At 57.7% G+C, this 22,954-nt stretch carries 18 protein-coding genes; 12 read left to right on the top strand and 6 right to left on the bottom strand.

Annotated elements, in window-relative coordinates; translation table 11 throughout:
* Nucleotides 1-86: 86 nt before the first annotated feature.
* From ybeD to J9885_RS16540, 4 genes are all read left to right on the top strand, one after another.
* Complete coding sequence (gene ybeD, locus J9885_RS16555; protein WP_010673756.1) at nt 87-350, top strand: DUF493 family protein YbeD; 264 nt, start codon at nt 87-89, stop codon at nt 348-350.
* Between the two features lie 94 nt (nt 351-444).
* Nucleotides 445-1,137, top strand: coding sequence for a lipoyl(octanoyl) transferase LipB (gene lipB, locus J9885_RS16550; RefSeq protein WP_210550098.1), 693 nt, complete (start codon nt 445-447; stop codon nt 1,135-1,137).
* Nucleotides 1,134-2,099 (top strand): lipoyl synthase, encoded by a 966-nt coding sequence (gene lipA / locus J9885_RS16545; RefSeq protein WP_043762198.1) that lies wholly within the window; start codon nt 1,134-1,136, stop codon nt 2,097-2,099. Before lipB ends, lipA begins: the two co-directional genes overlap by 4 nt.
* Nucleotides 2,100-2,246: 147 nt before the next feature.
* A complete protein-coding gene (locus J9885_RS16540) occupies nt 2,247-2,747 on the top strand; it encodes a GNAT family N-acetyltransferase (RefSeq protein ID WP_210550097.1) in 501 nt (166 codons plus the stop codon).
* A gap of 93 nt (nt 2,748-2,840) precedes the next feature.
* Here J9885_RS16540 and recJ read toward each other — a convergent pair whose 3' ends face one another.
* Together recJ and J9885_RS16530 are read right to left on the bottom strand one after the other, a co-directional pair.
* Nucleotides 2,841-4,571: a single-stranded-DNA-specific exonuclease RecJ gene (gene recJ / locus J9885_RS16535; RefSeq protein ID WP_210550096.1), complete on the bottom strand. Its 1,731-nt coding sequence runs from the start codon at nt 4,569-4,571 to the stop codon at nt 2,841-2,843.
* A 103-nt stretch (nt 4,572-4,674) separates the two neighbouring features.
* Nucleotides 4,675-6,015, bottom strand: a complete 1,341-nt coding sequence (locus J9885_RS16530; RefSeq protein ID WP_246876997.1) for a sigma-54 dependent transcriptional regulator — start codon at nt 6,013-6,015, stop codon at nt 4,675-4,677.
* A gap of 445 nt (nt 6,016-6,460) precedes the next feature.
* Here J9885_RS16530 and J9885_RS16525 point away from each other — a divergent pair, with 445 nt between their 5' ends.
* The 3 genes from J9885_RS16525 to J9885_RS16515 all read left to right on the top strand — a co-directional run bounded on the left by J9885_RS16525 (nt 6,461) and on the right by J9885_RS16515 (nt 12,062).
* The gene (locus J9885_RS16525) at nt 6,461-8,149 is read left to right on the top strand and encodes a hypothetical protein (RefSeq protein WP_210550095.1); all 1,689 of its coding nucleotides are present in this window, start codon (nt 6,461-6,463) and stop codon (nt 8,147-8,149) included.
* Between the two features lie 325 nt (nt 8,150-8,474).
* Nucleotides 8,475-8,885: a large-conductance mechanosensitive channel protein MscL gene (mscL, locus tag J9885_RS16520; RefSeq protein ID WP_043762205.1), complete on the top strand. Its 411-nt coding sequence runs from the start codon at nt 8,475-8,477 to the stop codon at nt 8,883-8,885.
* A gap of 693 nt (nt 8,886-9,578) precedes the next feature.
* On the top strand, nt 9,579-12,062 hold the full coding sequence (locus J9885_RS16515) for a hypothetical protein (protein WP_210550094.1): 2,484 nt from the start codon (nt 9,579-9,581) through the stop codon (nt 12,060-12,062).
* A gap of 75 nt (nt 12,063-12,137) precedes the next feature.
* On the opposite strand, the gene xerD is transcribed toward J9885_RS16515, so the two are convergent.
* Complete coding sequence (xerD, locus tag J9885_RS16510) at nt 12,138-13,037, bottom strand: site-specific tyrosine recombinase XerD (RefSeq protein ID WP_210550093.1); 900 nt, start codon at nt 13,035-13,037, stop codon at nt 12,138-12,140.
* A gap of 181 nt (nt 13,038-13,218) precedes the next feature.
* Between xerD and fldB the strand changes: the two genes are divergently transcribed.
* The 4 genes from fldB to J9885_RS16490 all read left to right on the top strand — a co-directional run bounded on the left by fldB (nt 13,219) and on the right by J9885_RS16490 (nt 17,316).
* Nucleotides 13,219-13,737 (top strand): flavodoxin FldB, encoded by a 519-nt coding sequence (fldB, locus tag J9885_RS16505; protein ID WP_134695363.1) that lies wholly within the window; start codon nt 13,219-13,221, stop codon nt 13,735-13,737.
* A 316-nt stretch (nt 13,738-14,053) separates the two neighbouring features.
* The gene (locus J9885_RS16500; protein ID WP_210550092.1) at nt 14,054-15,454 is read left to right on the top strand and encodes a TldD/PmbA family protein; all 1,401 of its coding nucleotides are present in this window, start codon (nt 14,054-14,056) and stop codon (nt 15,452-15,454) included.
* Nucleotides 15,454-16,794 (top strand): metallopeptidase TldD-related protein, encoded by a 1,341-nt coding sequence (locus J9885_RS16495; RefSeq protein ID WP_210550091.1) that lies wholly within the window; start codon nt 15,454-15,456, stop codon nt 16,792-16,794. The genes J9885_RS16500 and J9885_RS16495 overlap by 1 nt, the downstream gene beginning before the upstream one ends.
* 144 nt (nt 16,795-16,938) lie before the next feature.
* Entirely contained in the window at nt 16,939-17,316 is a 378-nt protein-coding gene (locus tag J9885_RS16490) for a VOC family protein (RefSeq protein ID WP_043762210.1), read from the top strand.
* A gap of 67 nt (nt 17,317-17,383) precedes the next feature.
* On the opposite strand, the gene J9885_RS16485 is transcribed toward J9885_RS16490, so the two are convergent.
* On the bottom strand, nt 17,384-18,310 hold the full coding sequence (locus tag J9885_RS16485) for a L,D-transpeptidase family protein (RefSeq protein WP_210550090.1): 927 nt from the start codon (nt 18,308-18,310) through the stop codon (nt 17,384-17,386).
* Nucleotides 18,311-18,857: 547 nt separating this feature from the next.
* Between J9885_RS16485 and J9885_RS16480 the strand changes: the two genes are divergently transcribed.
* The gene (locus J9885_RS16480; protein ID WP_210550089.1) at nt 18,858-20,102 is read left to right on the top strand and encodes a site-specific integrase; all 1,245 of its coding nucleotides are present in this window, start codon (nt 18,858-18,860) and stop codon (nt 20,100-20,102) included.
* 718 nt (nt 20,103-20,820) lie between these two features.
* Here the strand turns inward: J9885_RS16480 and repC are convergent.
* Together repC and J9885_RS16470 are read right to left on the bottom strand one after the other, a co-directional pair.
* Nucleotides 20,821-21,750, bottom strand: coding sequence for a replication protein C, IncQ-type (repC, locus tag J9885_RS16475; RefSeq protein WP_210550088.1), 930 nt, complete (start codon nt 21,748-21,750; stop codon nt 20,821-20,823).
* The gene (locus tag J9885_RS16470; RefSeq protein WP_043851840.1) at nt 21,737-22,627 is read right to left on the bottom strand and encodes a helicase RepA family protein; all 891 of its coding nucleotides are present in this window, start codon (nt 22,625-22,627) and stop codon (nt 21,737-21,739) included. Before J9885_RS16470 ends, repC begins: the two co-directional genes overlap by 14 nt.
* Nucleotides 22,628-22,954 lie beyond the last annotated feature (327 nt).

Genomic DNA, 22,954 nt, shown 5'->3' with positions numbered 1-22,954 from the left:
CCCTACAGGCGCATGCCGACGGCCTCCGTCGGCCCTGCAAGATGAAAGATGAAGTCGCTTCCCGGCGACGCAGAAAGGTGAAGTAGATGAATACCAAGTTTGATGAACTGCTGGAGTTCCCCTGCAAGTTCCCGTTCAAGGTGCTCGGCGTGGCCGATCCCGCCCTGCCCGACATGGTGGTGGAAGTGCTGCAGCAACACGCCCCCGGCACCTACAGCCCGACCGTTCAACCGAGCTCCAAGGGTAACTATCACTCGGTACGAGTGACGGTCACCGCCCAGAGCAAAGAACACATCGAGGCCATGTACACCGCCCTCGGCAAGATCGAGCTGGTTCGCTACGTCCTGTAAGTCACCTCTCTCGCCCCGTCACCGGGGCGACTGATTATCTGCCACCCGGTTGCACCGACTATCGTACCGGCCCTGCGCCTGTCAGTGAGGAAAGATGTCACCCGAAACGCCCGCCGAGCCACACTCGCCCCCCAGTCAGCTGATCGTCAGACAACTGGGCCGTCGCCCCTACCAGCCGGTATGGGACGCCATGAAGGCCTTCACGGACAGCCGTACCGGCGACACCCCGGACGAGTTCTGGGTGGTGGAGCACGACCCCGTCTACACCCAGGGGCAGGCCGGCAAGGCCGAACACCTGCTCGCCCCCGGCGACATCCCTGTGGTGCAGAGCGATCGCGGCGGCCAGGTGACCTATCACGGTCCCGGCCAGCTGGTGCTCTACGTATTGGTGGACGTGCGCCGCAGCAAGCTGACGGTGCGCGAGCTGGTGACCTGCCTGGAAACCGCCATCATCAACACCCTGGCCAAGAGCGACATCGCTGCCTATGCCAAGGCCGATGCCCCCGGGGTCTACGTGAAGAACGAGCTCGGCATGGAGGCCAAGCTGGCCTCCCTCGGCCTGCGCATCCGCAAGGGCTGCTCGTTCCACGGGCTGGCACTCAATATCGACATGGACATGACCCCCTTCCTGCGCATCAACCCGTGCGGCTATGCGGGCATGGCCATGACCCAGACCAGCGCCCTGGGCGGCCCGCAAAGCGTGGCCGAGGCGCAATCCATCCTGGTGGCCGAACTGGCCAGCCTGATTGGTTATCACACAATAACAAACACCGAGAGTGAATCATGAGCAAACCCGTTCGTATGGAGCCGGGCGTCAAGCTGCGCGATGGCGACAAGATGGCCCTGATCCCGGTGAAATTCATGCCGGATCCCAACGAAGAAGTGCTGCGCAAGCCGGACTGGATGCGGATCAAGCTGCCGCCGTCAAGCCAGAAGATCGAGCACATCAAGAGCACCCTACGCAAGAACAAGCTGCACTCTGTGTGTGAGGAAGCCTCCTGCCCCAACCTGGCGGAGTGCTTCAACCACGGTACCGCCACCTTCATGATCATGGGCGCCATCTGTACTCGTCGCTGCCCCTTCTGCGACGTGGCCCACGGCCGTCCGCTGCCGCTGGATCCGGAAGAGCCGAAGAAGCTGGCGCTCACCATCAAGGAGATGAACCTCAAGTACGTGGTGATCACCTCGGTGGACCGCGACGATCTGCGCGACGGCGGTGCCCAGCACTTCGCCGACTGCATCCGCGAAATCCGCGAGCACAGCCCGCAGACCCGCATCGAGATCCTGACCCCGGACTTCCGCGGCCGCATGGAGCAGGCGCTGGAGGTGTTCCGCGAGACCCCGCCGGACGTCTTCAACCACAACCTGGAAACAGCCCCGCGCATGTACCGGGTCGCCCGCCCGGGCGCCGACTACAAGTGGTCCCTGGAGCTCTTGCGCCGCATCAAGGAGATGCACCCCCACGTACCGACCAAGTCCGGTCTGATGATGGGCCTTGGCGAGACCAACGAGGAGATCGTGGAGGTCCTCAAGGACCTGCGCGAACACGGCGTCAACATGCTGACCCTGGGTCAGTACCTGCAGCCGAGCCGCCACCACCTGCCAGTGAAGCGCTATGTGCCGCCTGCAGAGTTCGATGAGCTCAAAGACGTGGCCATGGAGCTCGGCTTCAGCCACGCAGCCTGCGGCCCCTTCGTGCGTTCCTCCTACCACGCGGATCTGCAGGCCAAGGGGGAAGAGGTCAAATAAGCCTCTATTCCTGCCAGCAGAAAAAAGAGCGCCCCTGGGCGCTCTTTTTTATTTCCATCCCCCTCGCAGACACCGGTTGTCCCTTTGTGCTTGGCGCCGTCCTGGCGTAACGTGGCCACTCCCCCCTTCTCTGGAGTGATGTGCCGGATGCCGACTCTCACCGTTCGCCTGATCCCCCTGCATGACGCAGACTTTCCCGCCTATCGCGACTACTTCATCGAGGATTACGCCCGGGATCTTGCCAGCAATCACGGGATGGCGCTGCCTGACGCCCGCCGTCAGGCCGACGCCTCGTTGCAACAGCTCCTGCCACAGGGCGTCGCCACCCCGGGTCACCACCTGCTCGCCCTGGTGCCTGAGGACGGTAGCGGCGCCTCGAACACACCGGGTGAGCCCCTGGGCTATCTCTGGCATGCCCTCGACAGCGCCGCCGGCACCACCTTCATCTACGACTTCTATGTGGCACCGCCCCATCGTGGCCAGGGCTTCGGCAAGGCGGCCATGGTCGCCCTGGAGGCGCAGCTCGTCCCCCTCGGCATCCACCAGATCAAGCTGAGGGTCGCCCACGACAACCCGCGGGCCCTGGCGCTCTATCAGGCGCTGGGTTTCACCATCACCGGCTACAACATGGCGAAGCACCTGGGGTGATAACTGCTCCGGTGCGCCCGCTTCCGGCCCGGATAGCATGGCCCACCAACGAAAACGGCCACCCCGGGGTGGCCATTGTCGAAGTTCGCCGAGTCAGAGGCCGGCGGCCTCCAGATGTTCCACCAGCAGCTGCACGCTGCGGTTGCCGCGCCACTCGTTGACATCGAGCCGGTAGACCAGCCGCACCCGTTTGACCGAGGCGTCGGGCCAGCGCTGCAAGTCGACGCCAAAGGCGATGGCATCCACCGCGTGGCCGGAATCCGTGGTCAGCATCATCTTGAGGTGCTTCTCCCCCACCAGCCGCTGCTGCACCAGCACGAACTCGCCGTCGAACAATGGCTCGGGGAAGGCCTGACCCCAGGGGCCGGAGGCGCGGATCAGCTCCGCCAGCTCCAGACTCAGTTCATCGGGCAGCAGCTCGCCATCGGTGAGCAGCACCCCGGTCAAGAGCTCAGGGGTCACCAGCTCGCCGATGACCGCCTCGAACGCCCGGCCGAAAGCCTCGATATTGGCCTTGGGCAGGGTCAGCCCCGCCGCCATGGCGTGGCCGCCAAACTTGCCCATCAGGCCGGGGTGACGGGTATCGAGCAGTTCCAGCGCATCGCGCAGGTGCACCCCCGGAATGGAGCGCCCGGAGCCCTTGAGCTCGGTGTCGCTGCTCTCGGCAAACGCGATGACGGGGCGGTAGTACTTCTCCTTGATCTTGGAGGCCACCAGCCCCACCACCCCCTGGTGCCACTCGTCCCGGTGCAGCACGATGCCGGAGGGCACCTCGCCGTCACGAAAACGGATCTGCTCCAGGGTGGCCAAGGCCTCCTGCTGCATCCCCTGCTCGATCTCCTTGCGCTCCTGGTTGAGGCTGTCCATCTCGGAAGCGAGCTGGCGCGCCAGGTTGAGGTCGTCGCAGAGCAGGCAGGCGACCCCGAGGGACATGTCATCGAGGCGCCCCACCGCATTGAGACGTGGCCCCAGCGCAAAGCCCAGATCGGCGGCGCACAGGCGCCGACCGTCGCGGCCCGATACGTCCACCAGCGCCTGGATGCCGGGACGGCAGCGCCCTGCCCGGATCCGCTGCAGACCCTGGTGCACCAGGATGCGGTTGTTGCCATCGAGCGCCACCACGTCGGCCACGGTGCCGAGGGCCACCAGGTCCAGGTAATCCGCCACGTTGGGGGCGCGCAGCCCCTGGCGCTCATACCAGCCGCTCTGACGCAGGTGGGTGTTGAGGGCCGCCATCAGGTAGAAGGCGACCCCGACCCCGGCCAGCGATTTGGAGGGGAAGTCGCAGCCATGCTGGTTGGGGTTCACTATCGCATCGGCGTCAGGCACTTCCTGGCCTGGCAGATGGTGATCGGTAACCAGTACCTGCATACCGGCCGCCTTGGCCGCCGCCACCCCGGCGATGCTGGAGATGCCGTTATCCACCGTGATGAGAAACTCGGCGCCGCGGGCCACCGCCAGTTCGACGATCTCCGGGGTGAGGCCGTAACCGAACTCGAAGCGGTTGGGCACCAGAAAATCGATGTGGCGGCCGCCCATGGCGCGCAGGGCCAGCACGCACAGGGCCGAGCTGGTGGCGCCGTCGCAGTCGAAGTCGCCGACGATGAGAATGCGCTTTTGCGCCGCCAGGGCATCGGCCAGCAGGGGCACCGCCTGCGCCATGCCAAACAGACGCTGGGGTGGCAGCAGCGAGCTCGCGCTGCGTTCGAGCAGGACGGGATCCTCGACGCCACGGCTGGCGAAGATCTGGCGAAGCAGCGGGTGCAAGGTGGCGGGCAGATGGGAATCATCCACGCGCGGGCGACGACGGATTTGCAGGGACATCGATTCTATCCTGTCTTCTGGGGCGATTAAGGCGATGAGCCAGGGCAGGCCGTATGATACACGCCTTGAGCGGATCGGCGATGGTTCAGTTTGCAGGACGGGTCTAGGCGAGGCGATCTTCGGAGGAAGCAGAGCGTTCCAGCACCCGGTAGAGGGTCAGCCTGGAGATCCCGAGGTGACGGGCGGCTTCGGTCACGTTGTTGCCGCACAGGACCAGCGCCCGACGCACCGCTTCACACTCCGCCTCCGCCCTCACCAGGTTCAGGGGACGGATTCCCCCCTCCGCCTTTGGCAGCGCCAGCCCCAGGTCCTGATGATCGATGCGGCATCCCTCACACAGGACCAGCGCCCGCTCAAGCCGGTTCTTGAGCTCCCGCACATTGCCGGGCCAGTGGTAGCTCATCATCTGGTGAATGGCGCCAGCCGTGAAGCCGTGTACCTTGGGGTTCAGGCTCTCCCTCATCTTGCCCAGGAAATACTGGGCCAGCAGCATGACGTCCTCCCCCCGCTCTCGCAGCGGTGGCAGCTCCAGATCCAGCACGCAGAGGCGGTAGAAGAGATCGGACCGGAAGTTCCCCTGCGCCATCTCCTTGTCCAGCACCCGGTTGGTCGCCGCGATCACACGGATATCCACCTCGATGGGCTCGGTGCCCCCCACCCTCATGATGGTGCGCTCCTGCAAGAACCTCAGCAGGTTGACTTGCATCTGCACCGGCAGCTCCCCAATCTCGTCGAGGAAGAGCACCCCCTTGTGTGCCCGCTCCACACAGCCGATATGGCGGCGCCAGGCATCGGTAAAGGCCCCCTTTTCATGACCAAACAACTCTGACTGGATCAGGGTGGCGGGAATGGCGCCGCAATTGATCGCGATGAAGGGGCCCGTTGCTCGCGACGAGTGGCGATGGATCAGTCGAGCCACCAGCTCCTTGCCCGTGCCGCTCTCCCCTTGCAGCACGACCGACGAATCCGCCTTGGCGAGGCGCTCCACCCGGCCCATGAGCTGTCGCATGACGGGACTCTCCCCGATGAGCCCCCCTTCCTCCTTGTCCTGCCCGCAGGGGCGTGGCACACGGCCCCGCAAACAGGCAATGCCGAAGGCATGCCCCAGTATGGCCAGCAGACGATCGTCCTCGACCGGCAGGCTATGATAGTCAAAGCAATAATTCAGAAGCTGCTCCTGCATCCTGGGGTGCGCGAGCAGGTGAGGAGGGGCAAGTGCAACCCAGACCATGGTGCCGCAGGTCTGGCGAAAGAGCGCTTCCACGGCCTCGGCCGCGTCTTCGCTCAACAGCACCACCCCCACTTTGGGAGCCTTCTTGACATAATGACTGAAAGCCTCCTGGGGCGACGACGCCAGGCAGACACTCCAGCCCAGTGCGGCAACCTGTGATGGGGGCGACCACACTTCGTCCGTGTTGACACACAGCAGCGTACGCATTTCCATCAACAGCCCCCTCCACCACATGGCGGCCAAACACTGTGCAAAGTATTGGATAGAAGGTCGACTTGTGCCACTAATGGAACAGGGGCATAACCGGTTCTCAAAGGAAGATTTAAAACATGATAAACCCTTTAAAAACAATCTATTGAATTCAATGTTCGCTCATGTCTCCGGCCGTGTCCGATACGCTTTATCTGTTCTCTGTTCCACCCTGGAGACAGCGCCAAAAGTTCCCACTCCTTGCCCTGCCTGCACGTAGACCGTCCCCTCTGCAAGCCCCCCCCTCACAGGGTTAACAACCGTCTAGCCAAAGGGGCAATAACGCTATTATTTTTATTTATTTTCAATTGGTTAAGTTGATGGAATAAAGCCTGCATTCCCACAGCGCCTCCGGCCGTTCACGCATAACCGGACGACATGGAAAACTAACAAGCAGAAGGAATGCAACATGGATACCCGAGCAACGCAACTCTGGCCACGCTGTTGGCAGCATGGTCTCCTCGCTCTGGGCTTGCTGCTGGCGCTTTGCGGGCCGGCACTGGCTGCCACGGCGGAGTCACCATTCGAGCTGGATGCCAACCCGCAAGATGACAACCCCGCCCTCAACAGCGATGACTGGGCTACCCCTCCCGACAGCGGGGCAGCCACCAAGTTCACCGGTATCATCCAGGATACCGCCCCCAAGACCATCTTCGGGGGAGGCGACAAAGACATACTGGATATCGATAAATGGAGCTGGAAGGATGGCTCGGTGCCCGACAAGGATGATCTGACCCACGCCTATGCCGCCGCCTATAACGAAAACAGCGACCTGTTGCTCTACTTCGGTGCCGACAGGCTCTCCAATGTTGGGGATGCCTTTATGGGCTTCTGGTTCTTCAAGCAGAAGGTCACCGCCCTGCCCAACGGCAAATTCAGCGGCATGCACACCGTGGGGGACACCCTGGTACTCATCAACTTCCCGCAGGCGAGCAATGCCGTCCCTTACCTGGCCGTGGTGACCTGGGATCCGACCTGCAGCAAGGCGACCAACAACGACCCGCAACCGGGCCAATGCGCCGCTACCAACCTGAGGCTGAAGCTGCAAGGCTCGGGAGCCAATGATGTCGTCTGTGCCAGCCAGGGCGGCACCACTCTCGCCTGCGCCCTGACCAACACGGGTGACGTGCCCGTCCCCCCGAACTCTCTGGCAAATGGCGTCAGCGGTCTGTGGAGCGATTACACCCCCAAGAGCGGAACTCAGGGCACCTTCCCCTTCGAGAGCTTCTTCGAGGGGGGGATCAATCTCAGCCAGATCGTCGGCAGCAGTGACGGCTGTTTCAGCAGCTTCATGGCCGAGACCCGCTCTTCCAGCTCTTTCACGGCAGCCTTGAAAGACTTCGTGCTGGATAACTTCGAGCTGTGCAAAGTCTCGATCACCAAGACATGTACAGACGGTGACCTCAATGCCGCCGAAACCGGCTTTACCTACAACTTCAACGGTACTGTCAGCAACGACGGCTTTGGCGCCATCTTCGACGTCGTCGTCACCGACGACAACGGTACCCCGGCCGACACCAACGATGACTTCGTCGTCGCGACATTTGATTCCATACCGAAAGGCGGTTCGGAGAACTACAGCGGTAGCTTTGATTCCGTCGGTAACGCTCCCACCAACGGTGTCAGTGTCAAGGCCGCCTCCAGCGATGGCGGGCAACAGACGATCACGGATTCCACGACGGCAGACTGCCCCACCGTCGTCAAGACCCCCGGGATAGATGTCACCAAATCCTGTGAGACCAAGGTCATCACGGACTCGAACCAATTGGTGGTGAGAGTCGACTTCAGCGGTGAAGTCTGCAACACCACGAATGTCGGTCTGCATGACGTCGTGGTCACGGATGAGGTGCAGGATGGCTCGAATTCGTCGACGACGGTCAAGCAGATCTCGTCTCTCCCGGCGAACACCTGTGAATCCTATTCTGGATCCTACTTCCCGAGCGCAGCCGGATCGATAAACCCCGGCGAGATATCCTTCAGCGATGTCGTCACCGCCACAGGGAAGCCGCCAGCCGTCCTCGGTCTGGATCCGGTTTCAGACACGGCAACCGCTACCTGCCCGCTCTGCCCAAGCTGCCCGGATTGCCCGACTCCTTAGGCATGACAGGCGCCTGTCGCGAGTGAACCACAGGGCCATGGTGCAGACCATGGCCCTTTTTTATAACATCGACGACGCTGGGTGCCTGCCCCCCATCCTGCCCCTCACAAGCACCACCGGCCACAGAGGCCGCCCTGCAGTGAGCGAAGCATTAATAGCGGTAGAGGCAAAAATTTCCCCTTCAATTGGTTGCCAATCGGGCTTGAGCCCCGCAAGCTAAACATGACGACGGGAGGCATCATAGCCATCCCTCTGTTTTACAGATGTTTTATTGTTCAAACCCAGCGGTGGTCACGCCACACGCCGTCCATTTCCAGGGGGAAAAATGAGTCTGATTCAAGAGTTCAAGGCCTTTGCATCCAGAGGCAACGTGATCGACATGGCGGTCGGTATCATCATCGGTGCCGCCTTCGGCAAGATCGTCTCCTCCTTCGTGGGAGATGTCATCATGCCTCCCATCGGCCTGATCCTGGGCGGGGTGGATTTCAGCGATCTGGCCATCACCCTGAAGGCGGCCGAAGGGGATGCTCCCGCCGTGGTCATCGCCTATGGCAAGTTCATCCAGACCTGTATCGACTTCCTCATCATCTCTTTCGCCATCTTCATGGGTCTCAAGGCCATCAACACCCTCAAGAAGAAACAGGAAGAGGAAGCCGCTGCACCCGCCGGCCCCACCAAGGATCAGGAACTGCTGACCGAGATCCGCGATCTGCTCAAGTCCCGCCAGGATCAGTAAGCCCGCTCGCGGCACCGCGTCCATCCTGTGTGCAGCCTTGCCATGAAGGGGAGCCCAGAGTCCCCTTCATGGCTGCTTTTACAGGATGGGCGAACGCACTTCCCCCCTTGCCGGCACGGGGTTCCGCGCTTGTGCCCTTGATGGACTCACGCCCCACTGTCTCAACCTTGATACACAGACCAGCCCCCAGGCCGCCAGCCCCCGATCATGGTGCCAGCCGGATTCTGACCCGCTTGCAGCCATGAATGCCGCAGCCACTTCCTCTTTTACCGCTCGTCATCCTTCAGGCACACCCGGGAACATGACGGCTGGCAGCCCCCATTCCGACAAGCCCCTGTTTCATCCTCGTAACGCGCTGAACAATTAAAAGTTGTTATGTATCAATGCCATAAGTGCGTATCGCGTTTATCCCCCCCCATAACCGTTACACCTCTCACCTCTTCCCTGGCCTCGCCCGCTGGAAAGTAAAGAAAAAACATTACTTTTCAATTAATTACATCTCTGGTACGCGCCTTGCGAACACAGCAGGCTGCCTCTTGATACCCGTCCTGAGGGCAGAGCCTGTTCCCCTGTCATCGAGACAGGGAGACGCCTCTGCCGGATCAGCCCCGGGCCCGGGGCACCGTTCGGTTAACGCAGTCGCAGCCGAGCGAAATGGAGCAAGAAACCACAGGATAGGAAGAGGAAAGCGTCATGAAACCAAACAAGCGCAACCGCCTGTTTAGCCCACTGCGGACGGCCTGTGCCGCTGCACTGCTGCTATGTCAGCCAGCCATCGCAGATATATGGCAAAATTCGGATGGGCCGGTACAGGCGGCAGGAGTAGATCTCAATAAACAGTACTGTATGGCCGACGCCTATATAAAGGCCGGTGGCAAGGGGATGTCCAATACGCTGGGCGAGTCTCTCAACTGTACGGCCAACGATGTCGAGATCACCCAGGTAATCCCCAACAACCCCAATGAGGCGTGTGATCTGGGAGACACATTCACCTTCTATGCCGATGTCACCATCAGGACAAATGCAGCTGAGCGCTGGGATACCACCTTCTATCTGCCGCTCAATGATTTGAGCCCCCAGGTCATCCAGGGGGCAAATGCCCAGAACTGTAGCCTGTTGATACCCAAACCTGGTGAAGAACAGGCTGCCAATCTCGATGGCGACCAGTGTGGTGACATCAAGAAGAGCCTGCTGACCAATGACCAGTATGTGTTGCATGACGAACCCATCACCATGCTGTGCGCAGATGCGGATCGCGATGGTCGTGCCGATTTCAACTACTGTGCAGCCTGGGACAACATCAGCCGTAACAACTGCGATGTCGATGACAATCCCGTGGTAGGCCAGGTACCCAACAACAAATCCAAATGCAATTGCGGCAAGTTCAATATCAATGTCGTCGTCAATCCCAATCCACCCACTCTGAGCAAGGAGCTATTAAGCGCCGATCAGGCGAACGAACCGGAAGGCATCTTCAAGTACAGGCTGACCATTACCAAGGATGCAGTGCCGGCAGATGTCATCATCCAGTCGCTGCGTGACATTGTGCGTTCCAGCACGGATAACACTGTGCTTGCCAATTTCGATCTGAACAGCAACACCGATCAGACCATTGGCAACCTGACCCTGCTTGGCAGTGATACCGACAATACCTGCGACAGCGATGATCTCGCGCTGCCCCAGACCCTTACCACTGCATCTCCTACTCTCTCCTGCCAGCTGGTGATGAAGATAGAGGACGAAGATCTGCCGGACGATGGTAGCCCCGAGCTCTATCAGGACTTCATCCGGGCGACCGCCACAAGGGTCGATGGCACCACGGCAGTAGGCAATGATCAATGTGATCCCACCGATGACGATCCAAACAATAATGCAGGCAACTGCACGAATGTGGTCACCGTCAAGATGGCCAACGTGAATCCTGTCCTCGAGATAACCAAAGAGGCCGAATCTGGCCCGGGCCTGCACAAGATTGGTGATGTCTGGTTCATTGAGGCATCAGGGAATGTCACCTATGTGGTGACCATTACCAATAACAGTACTGTCGATGCCGTCTTGCTGACCTCTCTGACAGATACCGCCATCGCCGATTTGCTGAAAGATAACACGGGCTCACCGGCCTGTAGTCTGGCTGACGGCATGACGCTCGCCAAGGATGGAGGATCCTTCACCTGCCGATACGTAGCCAATGTCAGTCTCGGACAAGGGCAGACCTATACCAATACGGTGGAAGTCGGTGGCAAGGACAATGAGGATAGACCGGCAAGTGACGTTGCGAGTGAGTCCGTCACTCTGGGAACCCCCTCTATCGTGCTGTCCAAGGAAGTCGCCGCCGTAAACGGCTCAGACCCCAATACGGTGATGGACGCAGACTTTGGCGAAGAAACCAGTGTGAACGAACCCGGTGGCATGGTGGTGTATCGCTTTACCATCACCAATAACAATTCCGTTACCGAGGAGGATCTGACCCTCAGCGACTTTATCGACGATGTGCTGTTTGCCAGTCCCCGTGCTACCAAGTCGAGCACCCAACGAGCGGATGAGTGTATCTTCACCACAACGATCGCCTATGGCACCCCGTATGTCTGTACCCTGGTGGCGGATGTCACTGGCAATGCCCTTGACCCAGATCCGGAGACAGAGGTGAATGAAGGTCGCCTGGTGAATACCGCCCAGGTCAAGGCAACGACCCCCCAAAATACTGAGGTGACATCCAACGAAGATCAGGCAACCGTCAACTTCGATGATGTCCCGCCCAGCATTGAAGGTGGTTTCGCCCTCAAGGCAACCGTGTTCCTCAATGTGAAGAACAAGAGCCTCGAAAAAATCTACCTGAAATCCCTCAGGATACTGGGCATGACAGTCAGAAACGCGGCTAACCTCCCTGGCAACTTTGCCATCGCCAATGAGGGAGGTTCTTTCGGCAGCTTCAACCTGCTCGCCTGCGTGGAACCGGCTGATCTAGATGAGCCTCCAACCTACACTCTGTCGCTGGATCCGGATGCAGATTACAGTTGTGCCTTCAGTGTCGAGTTTGCCCCGAACTTCACACCGAGCCAGTTCAACCAGTTCACCAGCAGTATCACCAGCGGTGATGCGGTTGTGGTTGAGTTTGCCGACGAGGAAGGGAGCAAGGCCAGTGCCGAGGCCTCCGTCGTTATCGATACCACTCCTTAAGCATTTTGTTGTCTTGCTTTGACGCCCCGGCAATGCCGGGGCGTTTTTTTGGTATTGCCGTCTTAAGACTAAGGCTCAGGCTCTGGGGTGGTGCTGGCCGTGTAGTGCCTTGAGCCGCTCGTTCGCCACGTGGGTGTAGATCTGGGTGGTGGAGAGATCTGCATGGCCCAGCAGCATCTGTACCACCCGCAAGTCGGCGCCGTGGTTGAGCAGGTGGGTGGCGAAGGCGTGGCGCAGGGTGTGGGGGGAGAGCTCCCCCCTGATCCCGGCGCGCTGGGCATAGAGTTTGATGCGATGCCAGAAGGTCTGGCGCGTCATCATCTGGGCCCGCTTGGAAGGAAACACCACGTCCGAGCTGGTGCCCCCCAGCAGCAGGGTGCGCCCCTCCCGGTAGTAACGCTCCAGCCAGTGCACCGCCTCCTCCCCCATGGGGACCAGCCGCTCCTTGTTGCCCTTGCCCACTACCCGCACCAGCCCCTGACGCAGGCTGATATGCTCGGCGGTGAGCCCCACCAGCTCGGAGACCCGCAGCCCGGTGGCATAGAGCAGTTCGAGCATCGCCTTGTCGCGCAGCTCCAGCGGGTCGTCCACCAGAGGCGCCGTGAGCAGCGCCTCCACCTCGGCCTCGCTCAAGTCGGCGGGGAGCTTCTTGGGGAGCTTGGGCCCCTCCAGCAGCACGGTGGGATCGTCGCTGCGCAGCTTCTCCCGGTTGAGATACTGATAGAAGCGGCGCAGAGCCGACAGGAAACGGGCCGTGCTGCTGGCCGCAAACTGGTGGTCCACCCGCCAGGCGAGGTAGTGCTGGATGTCGTCCAGCCCGGCCAGCAACAGGGAGCCGCCCTGCTCATCGAGCCAGAGGGCGAACTTTTCCAGATCGGTGCGATAGGAGCTGACCGTGTTGTCAGACAGCCCCCGCTCCAGCCAGAGGGCATCGAGGAATGGCTCGATCAGGGGATGGGATTCAGCTTTGCTCATGGTGCGCCGCGCTCGGGGAAACAGGTCGCCATTGTAACGTGCCGACCCACCCGGGCCGCAAGGCAAGGCTGCACATCCCTCAGGCGGTGAAGAGCCCGGCGCAATCTGCTAGACTGGCGCCCTCCCCCGGGCGCCGCTGTGCCGGTCACGCCCCTTGCCGACTGCGATCAAGAGAAGAGCGATGAAGATAGGTTTGTTTTACGGCTCCACCACCTGCTACACCGAGATGGCGGCCGAGAAGATCCGCGCCCTCATTGGCCCCGAGCTGGTCGATCTCCACAACATCAAGGATGTGCCCCTCGCCCGCATGCAGGAGTACGACATCCTGATCCTGGGCATCTCCACCTGGGACTTCGGCGAGCTCCAGGAAGATTGGGAGTCCCGCTGGGAAGACATTGCCGACCTGCAGCTGGAGGGACGCATCATCGCCCTGTTTGGCCTCGGCGATCAGCTGGGTTATGGGGAGTGGTATCAGGATGCCCTCGGCCTCTTGCACGACCAGCTGGTGCCCAAGGGGGTCAAGCTGGTGGGCTACTGGCCCAACGAGGGGTACGAGTTCGACGCCTCCAAGGCGCTCATCGACGATGGCCGTCACTTCGTCGGCCTGGCCCTCGACGACGCCAACCAGTACGACCAGACCGAATCCCGTATCGAACAGTGGGTCGACCAGATCCTGGGGGAAATCCACGAGCTGCTGTGACCCCCTGCCGGGCCGCCTCACGAGAGACGGCCCGGCGATGCTCCTCGCCTCTCGTTCCCCATGTCCCACGCCCTGAGGGCATGATGCCTTGCGCCGAACCCGCTTTGAGCGACTCGATCCCCGACAGAACGCTCCCCCTGTCCGCGACTCAAATCCGGCTTACGGGCGCATAAACCGCACCGATTTTCTCGTTTGGTATCATCGCCTGACGCTATAGCGACTTTTTGCTGCTGGTCTGCAACAATGGGTTCGACACCCTATAACAACCTAAAGCCGGGTGTCGGAAGCAAACGGACAGACCAGAAAAGGAAATTCTATGACTTCACTCTCCCTGTTGGCCCCCGCCATCGCCCGCGACGTGCTCGATCACGCGCTGGCGCTGGGTGCCGACTTCGCCGAGCTGTTTGTGGAGCGCAAGCGCCGCAGCCAGCTCAGCCTGCTCTCCAGCCAGATGGAGAACATCAGCGGTGGCCTCGATTTCGGCATCGGCGTGCGCCTGTGCTACGGCCACAAGGTGCTCTACGGCTACACCAACCTGGCCGATCGCAACGAGCTCTTGCGCATCGTCACCCTGCTGGCGGCCAAGGACAGGCGTGACCCCGTGGTGACCGCCACCGCCTTCGATTTCACCCGGTTGACCGATCGCAACCCGATCGCCCTGCCCCTGTCAGCCGACAAGCTGCTGGAGCAGAAGATCGCCTACCTGCACGCCATGGACGCCGCGGCCCGCGCCGAGAGCGACAAGGTGAGCCAGTTCTCCGGCAACGTGCTGGGCTGGGAGCAGGAGGTGGAGATCTTCAACAGCGAAGGGGGGCAGGTGAGTGATCGCCGCCACTACAACCGCATCATGGCCCAGACCATCGCCGTGGACGGGTGCGAGCAGAGCGTGGGCTATGAAGCCCCCGGCGCCATGATGGGCTGGGAACACGCCGAACGCATCGATCCCCGCGAGCTGGCCCTCATCGCTACCCGCCAGGCACTGGTGAAGCTGGGGGCGGCCCCCTGTCCGAGCGGCAAGCTGCCGGTCATCATGGAGAGCGGTTTTGGCGGCGTCATCTTCCACGAGGCGTGCGGCCACCTGCTCGAGACCACCTCGGTAGCCAAGAAGGCATCCGTGTTCCACGACAAGATGGGCCAGCTCATCGCCAACCCCGCGGTCAGCGCGGTGGACGAAGGCCTGCAGGGCAACGCCTGGGGCTCCATCAACGTCGATGACGAGGGGATGGCGACCCAGCACACCCAGCTCATCAAGGACGGCGTGCTGACCGGCTTCCTGGTGGACAGAATGGGCGCCCTTCGCACCGGCTACGCTCGCACCGGCTCCGGGCGGCGCGAATCCTACAAGTTCGCCCCGGCCTCGCGCATGCGCAACACCTACATCGAGCCGGGCAACCACAGCCTGGACGACATGCTGGCAACCGTGGAGCACGGCATCTATGCCAAGCGGATGGGGGGCGGCTCGGTGCAGCCCGGCACCGGCGAGTTCAACTTCAACGTGCAGGAGGCCTACCTTATCGAGGGGGGTAAAATAACCAGACCGCTGAAGTCGGCCACCCTGATCGGCACCGGTCCGCAAGTGCTCAAGGAGATCTCCATGGTGGGGCGCGATCTGGCCCTCTCCGCCGGCATGTGCGGCTCGGTCTCCGGCTCCATTCCCGCCTCGGTCGGCCAGCCGCCGCTCAAGGTTGACAGCATTCTGGTGGGGGGGAACGCCTGATGAGCCAGCTCGACATGAACCAACTGCTCACCCGTCTGCTGGACAAGGTCGCCGATCTGGGTGCCGAGGCGGACGTCATTGCCAATCAGGACAAGGCCTTCTCCCTCAAGGCCGACAAGGGGGAGCTCAGCGAATACAAGGTCACCAGCAGCCAGCAGATCGGCATTCGCCTGATAAAGGAAGGCCGGGTCGGCATCGCCTACTCGGAGTCCCTGGATGCATCGGCGCTGGACGCCATGGTGCAGGATGCGCTCGATGCCAGCCGCTTCGCCAAGGTGGATGCGGATCAGGCCATCTCGGTCGCCAACAGCCGGCTCACTACAGACTGCGCCGAGATCAACCAGCCCGACACCACGCCAGTGGAGGAGAAGATCGCCCTGGCCCTGCGCCTCGAATCGGACATGCTGGCCCTGCCGGACGTGACCGGCGCCCCCTACAACGGCTTCTTCGAGGGGGAGAGCCGCCTCTGGCTCGCCAACAGCCAGGGCACCTTCTGCGAGCATCAGGAATTCAGCGTCGGTTGCCACAGCTCGGCCCTCATCGAGCGGTACGGCCGCCAGTCCATGCACTATCAGGGGCAATATGGCCGTCGCTTCGACGAGCTGGCGAGCCAGCCCCTCATCCGCCAGATCCATGCCGTGGCCGATGGCCTGCTGATGGGTGAGGCGGTGCCGAGCGGTCGCTACAGCGTCATCTTCAGCACCAACTGTCTGGCCAGCCTGTTCGGCTGCTTCCAGTCGGTGCTGTCGGGCAAGTGGGCCCAGCAGGGGATCAACCCCTGGCGCGACAAGCTCGGCCAGAGCGTGGCGTCCCGCTGGCTCACCCTGGAGAGCCGTGTCCATATGCCGGGGGGGATGAAGATCAAGGCCTTCGACGGTGAAGGAGCCCCGACGTCGGATCTGCTGCTCATCGGTGAGGGGGAGCTCAAGGCCCTGCTGCACAACAGCGCCACCGCCCGCCACTTCGGCGTGGCCGGCAATGGTGCGGCGGCCCGCAGTGCCCGCAGCGCCCTTGACGTGAGCCCGCGCCACCTAGTGTTCGGACTCGGCCCCCACAGCGAGCGTGAGGTCCAGTGTGGCGAGTACCTGGAGCTGGTCAAGCTGGACGGCCTGCACTCCGGCGCCGACGCGGTGAGCGGCGACTTCTCGTTCGGCGCCTCCGGCTTCCTGTGCCGGGATGGCGAGCGTGTGGCACCGGTGCGCGGCATCACGGTGGCGGGCAACTTCTACCGCCTGCTCGGCGAGCTGGAAGCGGTCGGCGACCTGCTGCATCATGACGATGGCAAGGGCTTCTATGCCCCGCTCATCCGCTTCGGCGGACTCAGCATCGCGGGCAAGTAAGGCGATTCCGGGCTCGTCCCTGCACTCTCAAAACGGCGCCATCAGGCGCCGTTTTTTATCCTCCGTGGCGCCTCCCGATGGCCACTTCTAACCTCAAAGAGCCACCGGCCGCATGTTGGCCGGAAACCTCTGGAGAACACGAAGATGGACAACACCCTGGTCTGGGCCGACATTCCGACACGGGATCTGGATCGTGCCATGGACTTCTACTCTGCCCTGCTCGATGTGCAGGTCACCCCCATCCAGGAGGAGGAGATGCGCTTCGCCATGTTGCGCCACGATGGCAACAACGCGGCGGCCTGCCTCGGCCCCATGGACAAGTACCACCAGCCCGGCGGTGCCGGCCCCCTCATCTACCTCGCCCTGGGCGATCGGCTGCAAGAGGCGGAGCAGCTGGTCCCCCACCTCGGCGGGCGCGTGCTGGAGCCTCTGCACAGTATCGGCAGCGGCCATGGCTCACGGGTCATCATCGAAGATACCGAAGGGAACTGGCTGGCCCTCTATGCCCCGCCAGCCTCCTAGGAAACACGCAGAAACGACAACGGCGACCAGAGGGTCGCCGTTGTTCATTAATAACCCTTCCGGGCCATCACGTCTGCGGATTGAGGCGAGTCGGCATGCCGGTACGCTGTTCCAGCACCTGCTTGACCACGTTGGAGTCAGAGTCGGCGTGAGCGATGAAGCGGGTCGTGGCCTGGGTCATGGGCAGGGGGACGGCGGCGGTGGAGTTGAACTCCTCTTCGGTGCGCGACAGCGGCTCGTGCACCTCCATGTAGCGGCTGCCATCCGGTTCTACCGTGGTCTTGATCGGCTGATTGACGAACTGGACGCGGGTACCGACCGGCACGTTGTCGAACAGGTACTTGATGTCATCGGCGCGCAGACGCACGCAGCCGCTGCTCACCCGCAGACCGATGCCGAAAGTGGCGTTGGTGCCGTGGATGGCGTAGAGGTTGCCGATATAGAGGGCATGCAGACCCATGGGGTTGTCCGGGCCGGCCGGCCAGACCGCAGGCAGGGTCTTGCCCTGGGCGGCATAACGGCGACGGATGTTCTCGGTCGGGGTCCAGGTCGGGTTGGCACGCTTGCGCTCCACCTTGGTGATCCAGTTCTCCGGGGTGTTCACCCCCAGCTGGCCGATGCCGATGGGCAGCACCTGCACCACGTTCTTGCCCTTGGGGTAGTAGTAGAGACGCATCTCGGCCACGTTGATGACGATCCCTTCGCGGGGCGCATTCGGCAGGATCAGCTGATGGGGGATGATCAGCTTGCTGCCCGGGGTGGGCAGATAGGGGTCAACGCCCGGGTTGGCCTCCATGATGTTGGTCAGGCCCAGCTGGAAGTCAGAGGCGATCTGCTCCAGCGGACGGTTGTCCGCAGGCACCACGTACTCCTGGTTCTCGCCGATCAGGCGGCTGTTGGCGGCGGGCAGCGCGTATTCAACGGCGGCAGCCTGCTGGCTGACCAGGGTCAGAGTGCAAATAAGGGCCGAAGCGGCAATGCGAAGGGGATTCATAAAATTCCTGTATGGTTTCCTGTACCTGTGGGCCTTTGGCCTGCTCATCCTCGGTCGCTCTTGTGACGTGTCACCCGAGCCCAATCACCGAGCGCGCATTCTTTCCCGAGTAGGGCAAAATTTCAACTTGGAGATGGACTTTTTCGCGGAAAAGATCCATTCCTTCGCCAACTCTCGGGCATCCCGGGTAGATGGCACCCTAGCATCCACAGTCTGAGCGTAAAATGAACATGTCGGCGGTCTGATAGCCCCACCCCAAATTGCATGATGCTGCGGTCGCGAGTACAATCTCGCACCCCGTATCTCCAGAGTATCGAGCCATCTCCTGCTCTGGGTGCACTCCATCGGGTGGCCCTGCGGCGAGTACGGTCGCACCCAGTCCGATGAACCCTTACGACGCCATCAGGTGGCGCCGTCCTGATTTGCAATCAGAACGCAACATAACATACCGCCATAAATTCAGTCACTTACAACAATCTTCAAATTGATATCCATGGAACTATACACAATGCTAGTATGAGACTGCGTTGAGTATTAGGGGCTTCTCATGAGCGATTTGATCGATGTGTTGAGTAAATTTTCTGTACATGACTTGGCTAGAATGCTGGCAGAGAGGATCGAGGCTGACAGTCAGAGCACGTTCAAAAATCGTCATGATTTGGGCGGGGGCATAACACTATTCAAACAAAAAGGCAGCGCCAGGTGGCACTGTAGAGTCCATCAACCAGCAGATGGCATTCATGACTATCGTCAGAGCACACGGAAACTCGACTTACGAGATGCAACGTCCGAAGCACATCAAATAGCACTGATGTTAAAAATTAAATTATCGAGTGGTGTTGCGCTTAAAAAGGGTATTACGTTTAAAACAATAGCGAATGAAATCGTTCAATTCTACTTGAAGCGCTCTAAGCCTATAGATACATACTACATAAGCTTGCTCAAGAATCACCTCCTTCCATATTTTGGTGAGCAAGAGATTGCTAGCATCAACGATAGATCAGTTAGACTGTTTTGGAATAAATACTGTGAGACTCATGATGCTCCAGGAAAATCACTTGCCAACTCAATCCATATTGTATTGAGAAGAATCTTGCTTGAAGCCAAAGAACAAGCCCTCATAAGCTCGATACCTGACATGAGTAATAAAGTAGAAACTAAAAATATTATAAAAGGAGAGTGCTGGGAACCTAATCAAATAAAAACAATTTTTGATAAATTAACTAAATGGCAATCATTATCCCCAACAAACACCGATAGAGTAATTTTTAACTTGTATTGCAGGTTTCTTTATTTAACCGGTATTAGAACAGGGAATGAGGCACTTGGTGTTAGATGGGATGATCTAAAAACAGAAAAAGATTATTACTTAAAAGTACGCAAGGGGAAAATGGAGGGCACGATAAAAGAGGGCCGTGAGATGATTATTTCAAGGAGTGGGCAGGAGAGCAAGGTTATAATTGAGGTCATGTCTCCGCTAGCTAAAATACAGGGATTTGAAAAAATTTCTGAAGCCAAAGCTAAGGCTCCAACCCAGTACCTATTCGAACTAAAACGCCCTGCCGAGATTTGGCGATCTTTCGCTGATGAGATGGAAGTTGAAGGAACATTGTATTGGTTCAGGCATACCTATATAACTAATGAGATACTTAGGGGAGAGCCGCTTGCACACATTGCTGCGCAGGTCGGCAACAGCGTAAAAATGATCGAACGGCACTACTCTCATGCAACTATGAGACGAATTCGAACTGCTGAATTGGATAGAAATAAAAAAGACAAAAATGATAAATAGATAGATTTCTAACGTTGAATAAAAATACTATCACTACCATAGCGAGTGAGTGATATCTGAGCACAATTGAAATTTAAACACCCGCGTGTTAGCTTCGCACACGCTCGTGCCACTTCGTTGTTATTCGATTTGTATTATTAGGCGCTTCGCTTTAAAATTTTAGGGCTTCGCCCTCATTTTATCAAAAAATTGACACCCGCATAAATTCTTGTATATGGTCGGGACTTTTTTATGAACAGATGGCATTACTATTTTTAGTTATGGAAATCGTTAATTGTTTACCAGCCAAATTGAAATTCGATGGCACACTACTTTTCCATGATTTTCCATGAAGAGGTGGTTATTTCTATGAACATCATTATGATGAACCCACTTATCTCAATATGAGGGCTGAGGGTGATAATACCATTTTCATGGCTGGTATTAATTCTGTGTATGGCCACTAAGCTTAAAACGCATTGATTGACATCATAGCGAACAGAAAAGGAACTGGCCATCATGATGCTCAGTGTTTTACACTGAGCAATAGAGATACTGAGTTTTTTTCGTAATAAGAGGAGTCTTCCTTTAAGAAGATCTTCTTAAACAGCAGGAACATGAAATGGCTAAGACCCTTGTAGAACAAGGGCTGTAAGAGAATTTAAAATCAATTTTCGTACCATGAATTAACGTAGCGACGCACCATGCTTTAACGCTGATTGCGTACATCGCTTTAACGTCATGGATTACTCTTTTCTACAGCCCCATTGATGACTCTTAAACGCTTCACCTGGACTTGCTTATTCGAGCCAACCTTGTCATTAAACCGAACTCTCCAGCCGTCCAACTCGCTGAGCTGCTTCAGTGCAGTAACAATCTCAGCACGTTTACGCCTTATCTCTTTTTTTTCATACTCTGTTTTTGATTTAGGTTGGTGAGGCTTGTATGGCTCACCCCAAATCCTCTGTACTAGTGTATCTATATAAGGAGATAAGTGGTAGCCATGATTGATATTGAATGAAAGCCATGCATGAAGCAGCTTAGCTATATTTGAACTAAGCAAACGACGTTCCTCCAAACATATCCTAGCGTATTGTCCCCCATCGACCGCATATGCAATTTTGGAGTTCAACACAACATAGACGACATCTTCCTCACCAATGACTGATGTGTTGTTGATTAGATAACTCAGTAGCCCAGATCTCCACTTTCTCTCTCCCTTAAATATAAGTAAATTAACATTATTTAATCTATTTAAGCATTTCTTCAACCTATTGTATTCATGACCCGATCTATTCCACCCTAGAATGTTTAAAATGTCGGTCTGTGTAGTAGTTACTAACGCACATTGTTCAGTTTCAGCATCAAAACTTACATTCAAATTATTCCACAATAGAGTCGACTTCGGTCCGGTATTAGCTGACGAAATTATTTTACTCTCTATACCAGCTAGGGCGATTAATGCGAGAAGTACGCTTTGGTCTGAGCTATCAAGCCCTTCTGCCAATTCAGCACACAGTCTTTCATGACCACTTTCAATATCTAGTATAATATTTTTTGGACGCTTACCACTTGGCATAGGCATGAACAACCCAGGTATTCGCCCTAAAAATGGGGCAGCCAGAGCAAAATTCTTTACATTGTGGTCATTATTTTTAGAAATTTTCATCAACTATTGCTTTAGTTTTTTTATTTTCACAGGGTGGCTGGATATTCTTATCTTTCCTAGTGTTTTGGGCTCCTACCAAACGACTATCACGGTCTATGACAACCAAGGTATCAATAGTTTTTCCTTTTGTGGTTTTCCCTATAGCCTCGATTTTTAGATTTATTTCCATTTTTAATCCATCGCTCCCCTCCTTATTTTTGGTGCATTCTAATTTAGTAGTTAGCGCATCATTGCCTTCTATCTTAGCTATAAAATACTCACTGTCTAATGCAGCTTTGAATGAATATGCCCCTCTTGCTCCCTGACCCAAATCTTTTCCTGTGTGATGCACAATGAGAATTGTCGCACCAGTTTTGCATTTTATTTCATCACAACCGGCGATGAATTTCCCCATATCCTCAGCAGAATTCTCATTACCGATAAAACTACGTGCAAGCGTATCAATAACAATCAATCTTACAGGCAAATTAGTTTCTTCTTGAACATTCTTTGTAGCCAAAATTAAATCAGTAACAACCTGTGGTTGTGATACAAATATTGGTTGTGATATACGGTACAGATTGTCTAGGTCATGCCCATCATTGTATTTATTAATCCAGGCGTGCATGCGTTTTTTCATGCCATTGCTTCCCTCGGCAGCAACATAGATTACAGCACCATGTTTTACCTCCCTGCCCTGCCATTTCTTCCCTGATGCGATCCGACAGGCAATATCCATTATAATGAACGATTTTCGCGAACCGCTGGGACCGTAAAATCCAGCTAGCGAATTTTCGTCTAAAAGATCTTCAACTAAAAATTGGTCGTGATCGAAATTTATCGATCCAGCGCCCCTTTCCATAATAAATTTGTTTTTCGGGGAAGATATAGTTTCCATTTCCAATCCACTAACAGAACAATAAAATAAAAATATCCAAATGTTAACATTAATTCATCAATTAAAATTAGCTAAACAGAAAACTCAGCTACGGAAACCAAAAAAACGCTCAATATACTATCATTAGCTATACAACTAACAAGCAAAAATAGCTTTTCATAGGTGCTAGTAGGCGTTGTTGCCCAAATCAGCCAGCAAGCGACGGTGGTATCCCGATATCTTCTTCCAGTGCGCCAGACCTTCCTTGCGCATCGCCAGCACCGCTTCATTTCTTGTTCTATAACCCCGCGTGCTTGCGAGGCGGATACATAGATGGTCGCCCCGGTT

Origin of the sequence: Aeromonas sp. SrichE-2G (genome assembly GCF_017939565.1) — a bacterium.
Lineage (GTDB): Bacteria > Pseudomonadota > Gammaproteobacteria > Enterobacterales > Aeromonadaceae > Aeromonas > Aeromonas taiwanensis.
Note: the sequence above shows the minus strand (reverse complement) of the source record. Positions and strands in the feature narration are given on the sequence as shown.

Bases quoted from the DNA above. Each gene is read 5' to 3' on its own strand.
- ybeD (WP_010673756.1), top strand. From the start codon at position 87: ATGAATACCAAGTTTGATGAACTGCTGGAGTTCCCCTGCAAGTTCCCG.
- lipB (WP_210550098.1), top strand. From the start codon at position 445: ATGTCACCCGAAACGCCCGCCGAGCCACACTCGCCCCCCAGTCAGCTG.
- lipA (WP_043762198.1), top strand. From the start codon at position 1,134: ATGAGCAAACCCGTTCGTATGGAGCCGGGCGTCAAGCTGCGCGATGGC.
- J9885_RS16540 (WP_210550097.1), top strand. From the start codon at position 2,247: ATGCCGACTCTCACCGTTCGCCTGATCCCCCTGCATGACGCAGACTTT.
- recJ (WP_210550096.1), bottom strand. From the start codon at position 4,571: ATGTCCCTGCAAATCCGTCGTCGCCCGCGCGTGGATGATTCCCATCTG.
- J9885_RS16530 (WP_246876997.1), bottom strand. From the start codon at position 6,015: ATGGAAATGCGTACGCTGCTGTGTGTCAACACGGACGAAGTGTGGTCG.
- J9885_RS16525 (WP_210550095.1), top strand. From the start codon at position 6,461: ATGGATACCCGAGCAACGCAACTCTGGCCACGCTGTTGGCAGCATGGT.
- mscL (WP_043762205.1), top strand. From the start codon at position 8,475: ATGAGTCTGATTCAAGAGTTCAAGGCCTTTGCATCCAGAGGCAACGTG.
- J9885_RS16515 (WP_210550094.1), top strand. From the start codon at position 9,579: ATGAAACCAAACAAGCGCAACCGCCTGTTTAGCCCACTGCGGACGGCC.
- xerD (WP_210550093.1), bottom strand. From the start codon at position 13,037: ATGAGCAAAGCTGAATCCCATCCCCTGATCGAGCCATTCCTCGATGCC.
- fldB (WP_134695363.1), top strand. From the start codon at position 13,219: ATGAAGATAGGTTTGTTTTACGGCTCCACCACCTGCTACACCGAGATG.
- J9885_RS16500 (WP_210550092.1), top strand. From the start codon at position 14,054: ATGACTTCACTCTCCCTGTTGGCCCCCGCCATCGCCCGCGACGTGCTC.
- J9885_RS16495 (WP_210550091.1), top strand. From the start codon at position 15,454: ATGAGCCAGCTCGACATGAACCAACTGCTCACCCGTCTGCTGGACAAG.
- J9885_RS16490 (WP_043762210.1), top strand. From the start codon at position 16,939: ATGGACAACACCCTGGTCTGGGCCGACATTCCGACACGGGATCTGGAT.
- J9885_RS16485 (WP_210550090.1), bottom strand. From the start codon at position 18,310: ATGAATCCCCTTCGCATTGCCGCTTCGGCCCTTATTTGCACTCTGACC.
- J9885_RS16480 (WP_210550089.1), top strand. From the start codon at position 18,858: ATGAGCGATTTGATCGATGTGTTGAGTAAATTTTCTGTACATGACTTG.
- repC (WP_210550088.1), bottom strand. From the start codon at position 21,750: ATGAAAATTTCTAAAAATAATGACCACAATGTAAAGAATTTTGCTCTG.
- J9885_RS16470 (WP_043851840.1), bottom strand. From the start codon at position 22,627: ATGGAAACTATATCTTCCCCGAAAAACAAATTTATTATGGAAAGGGGC.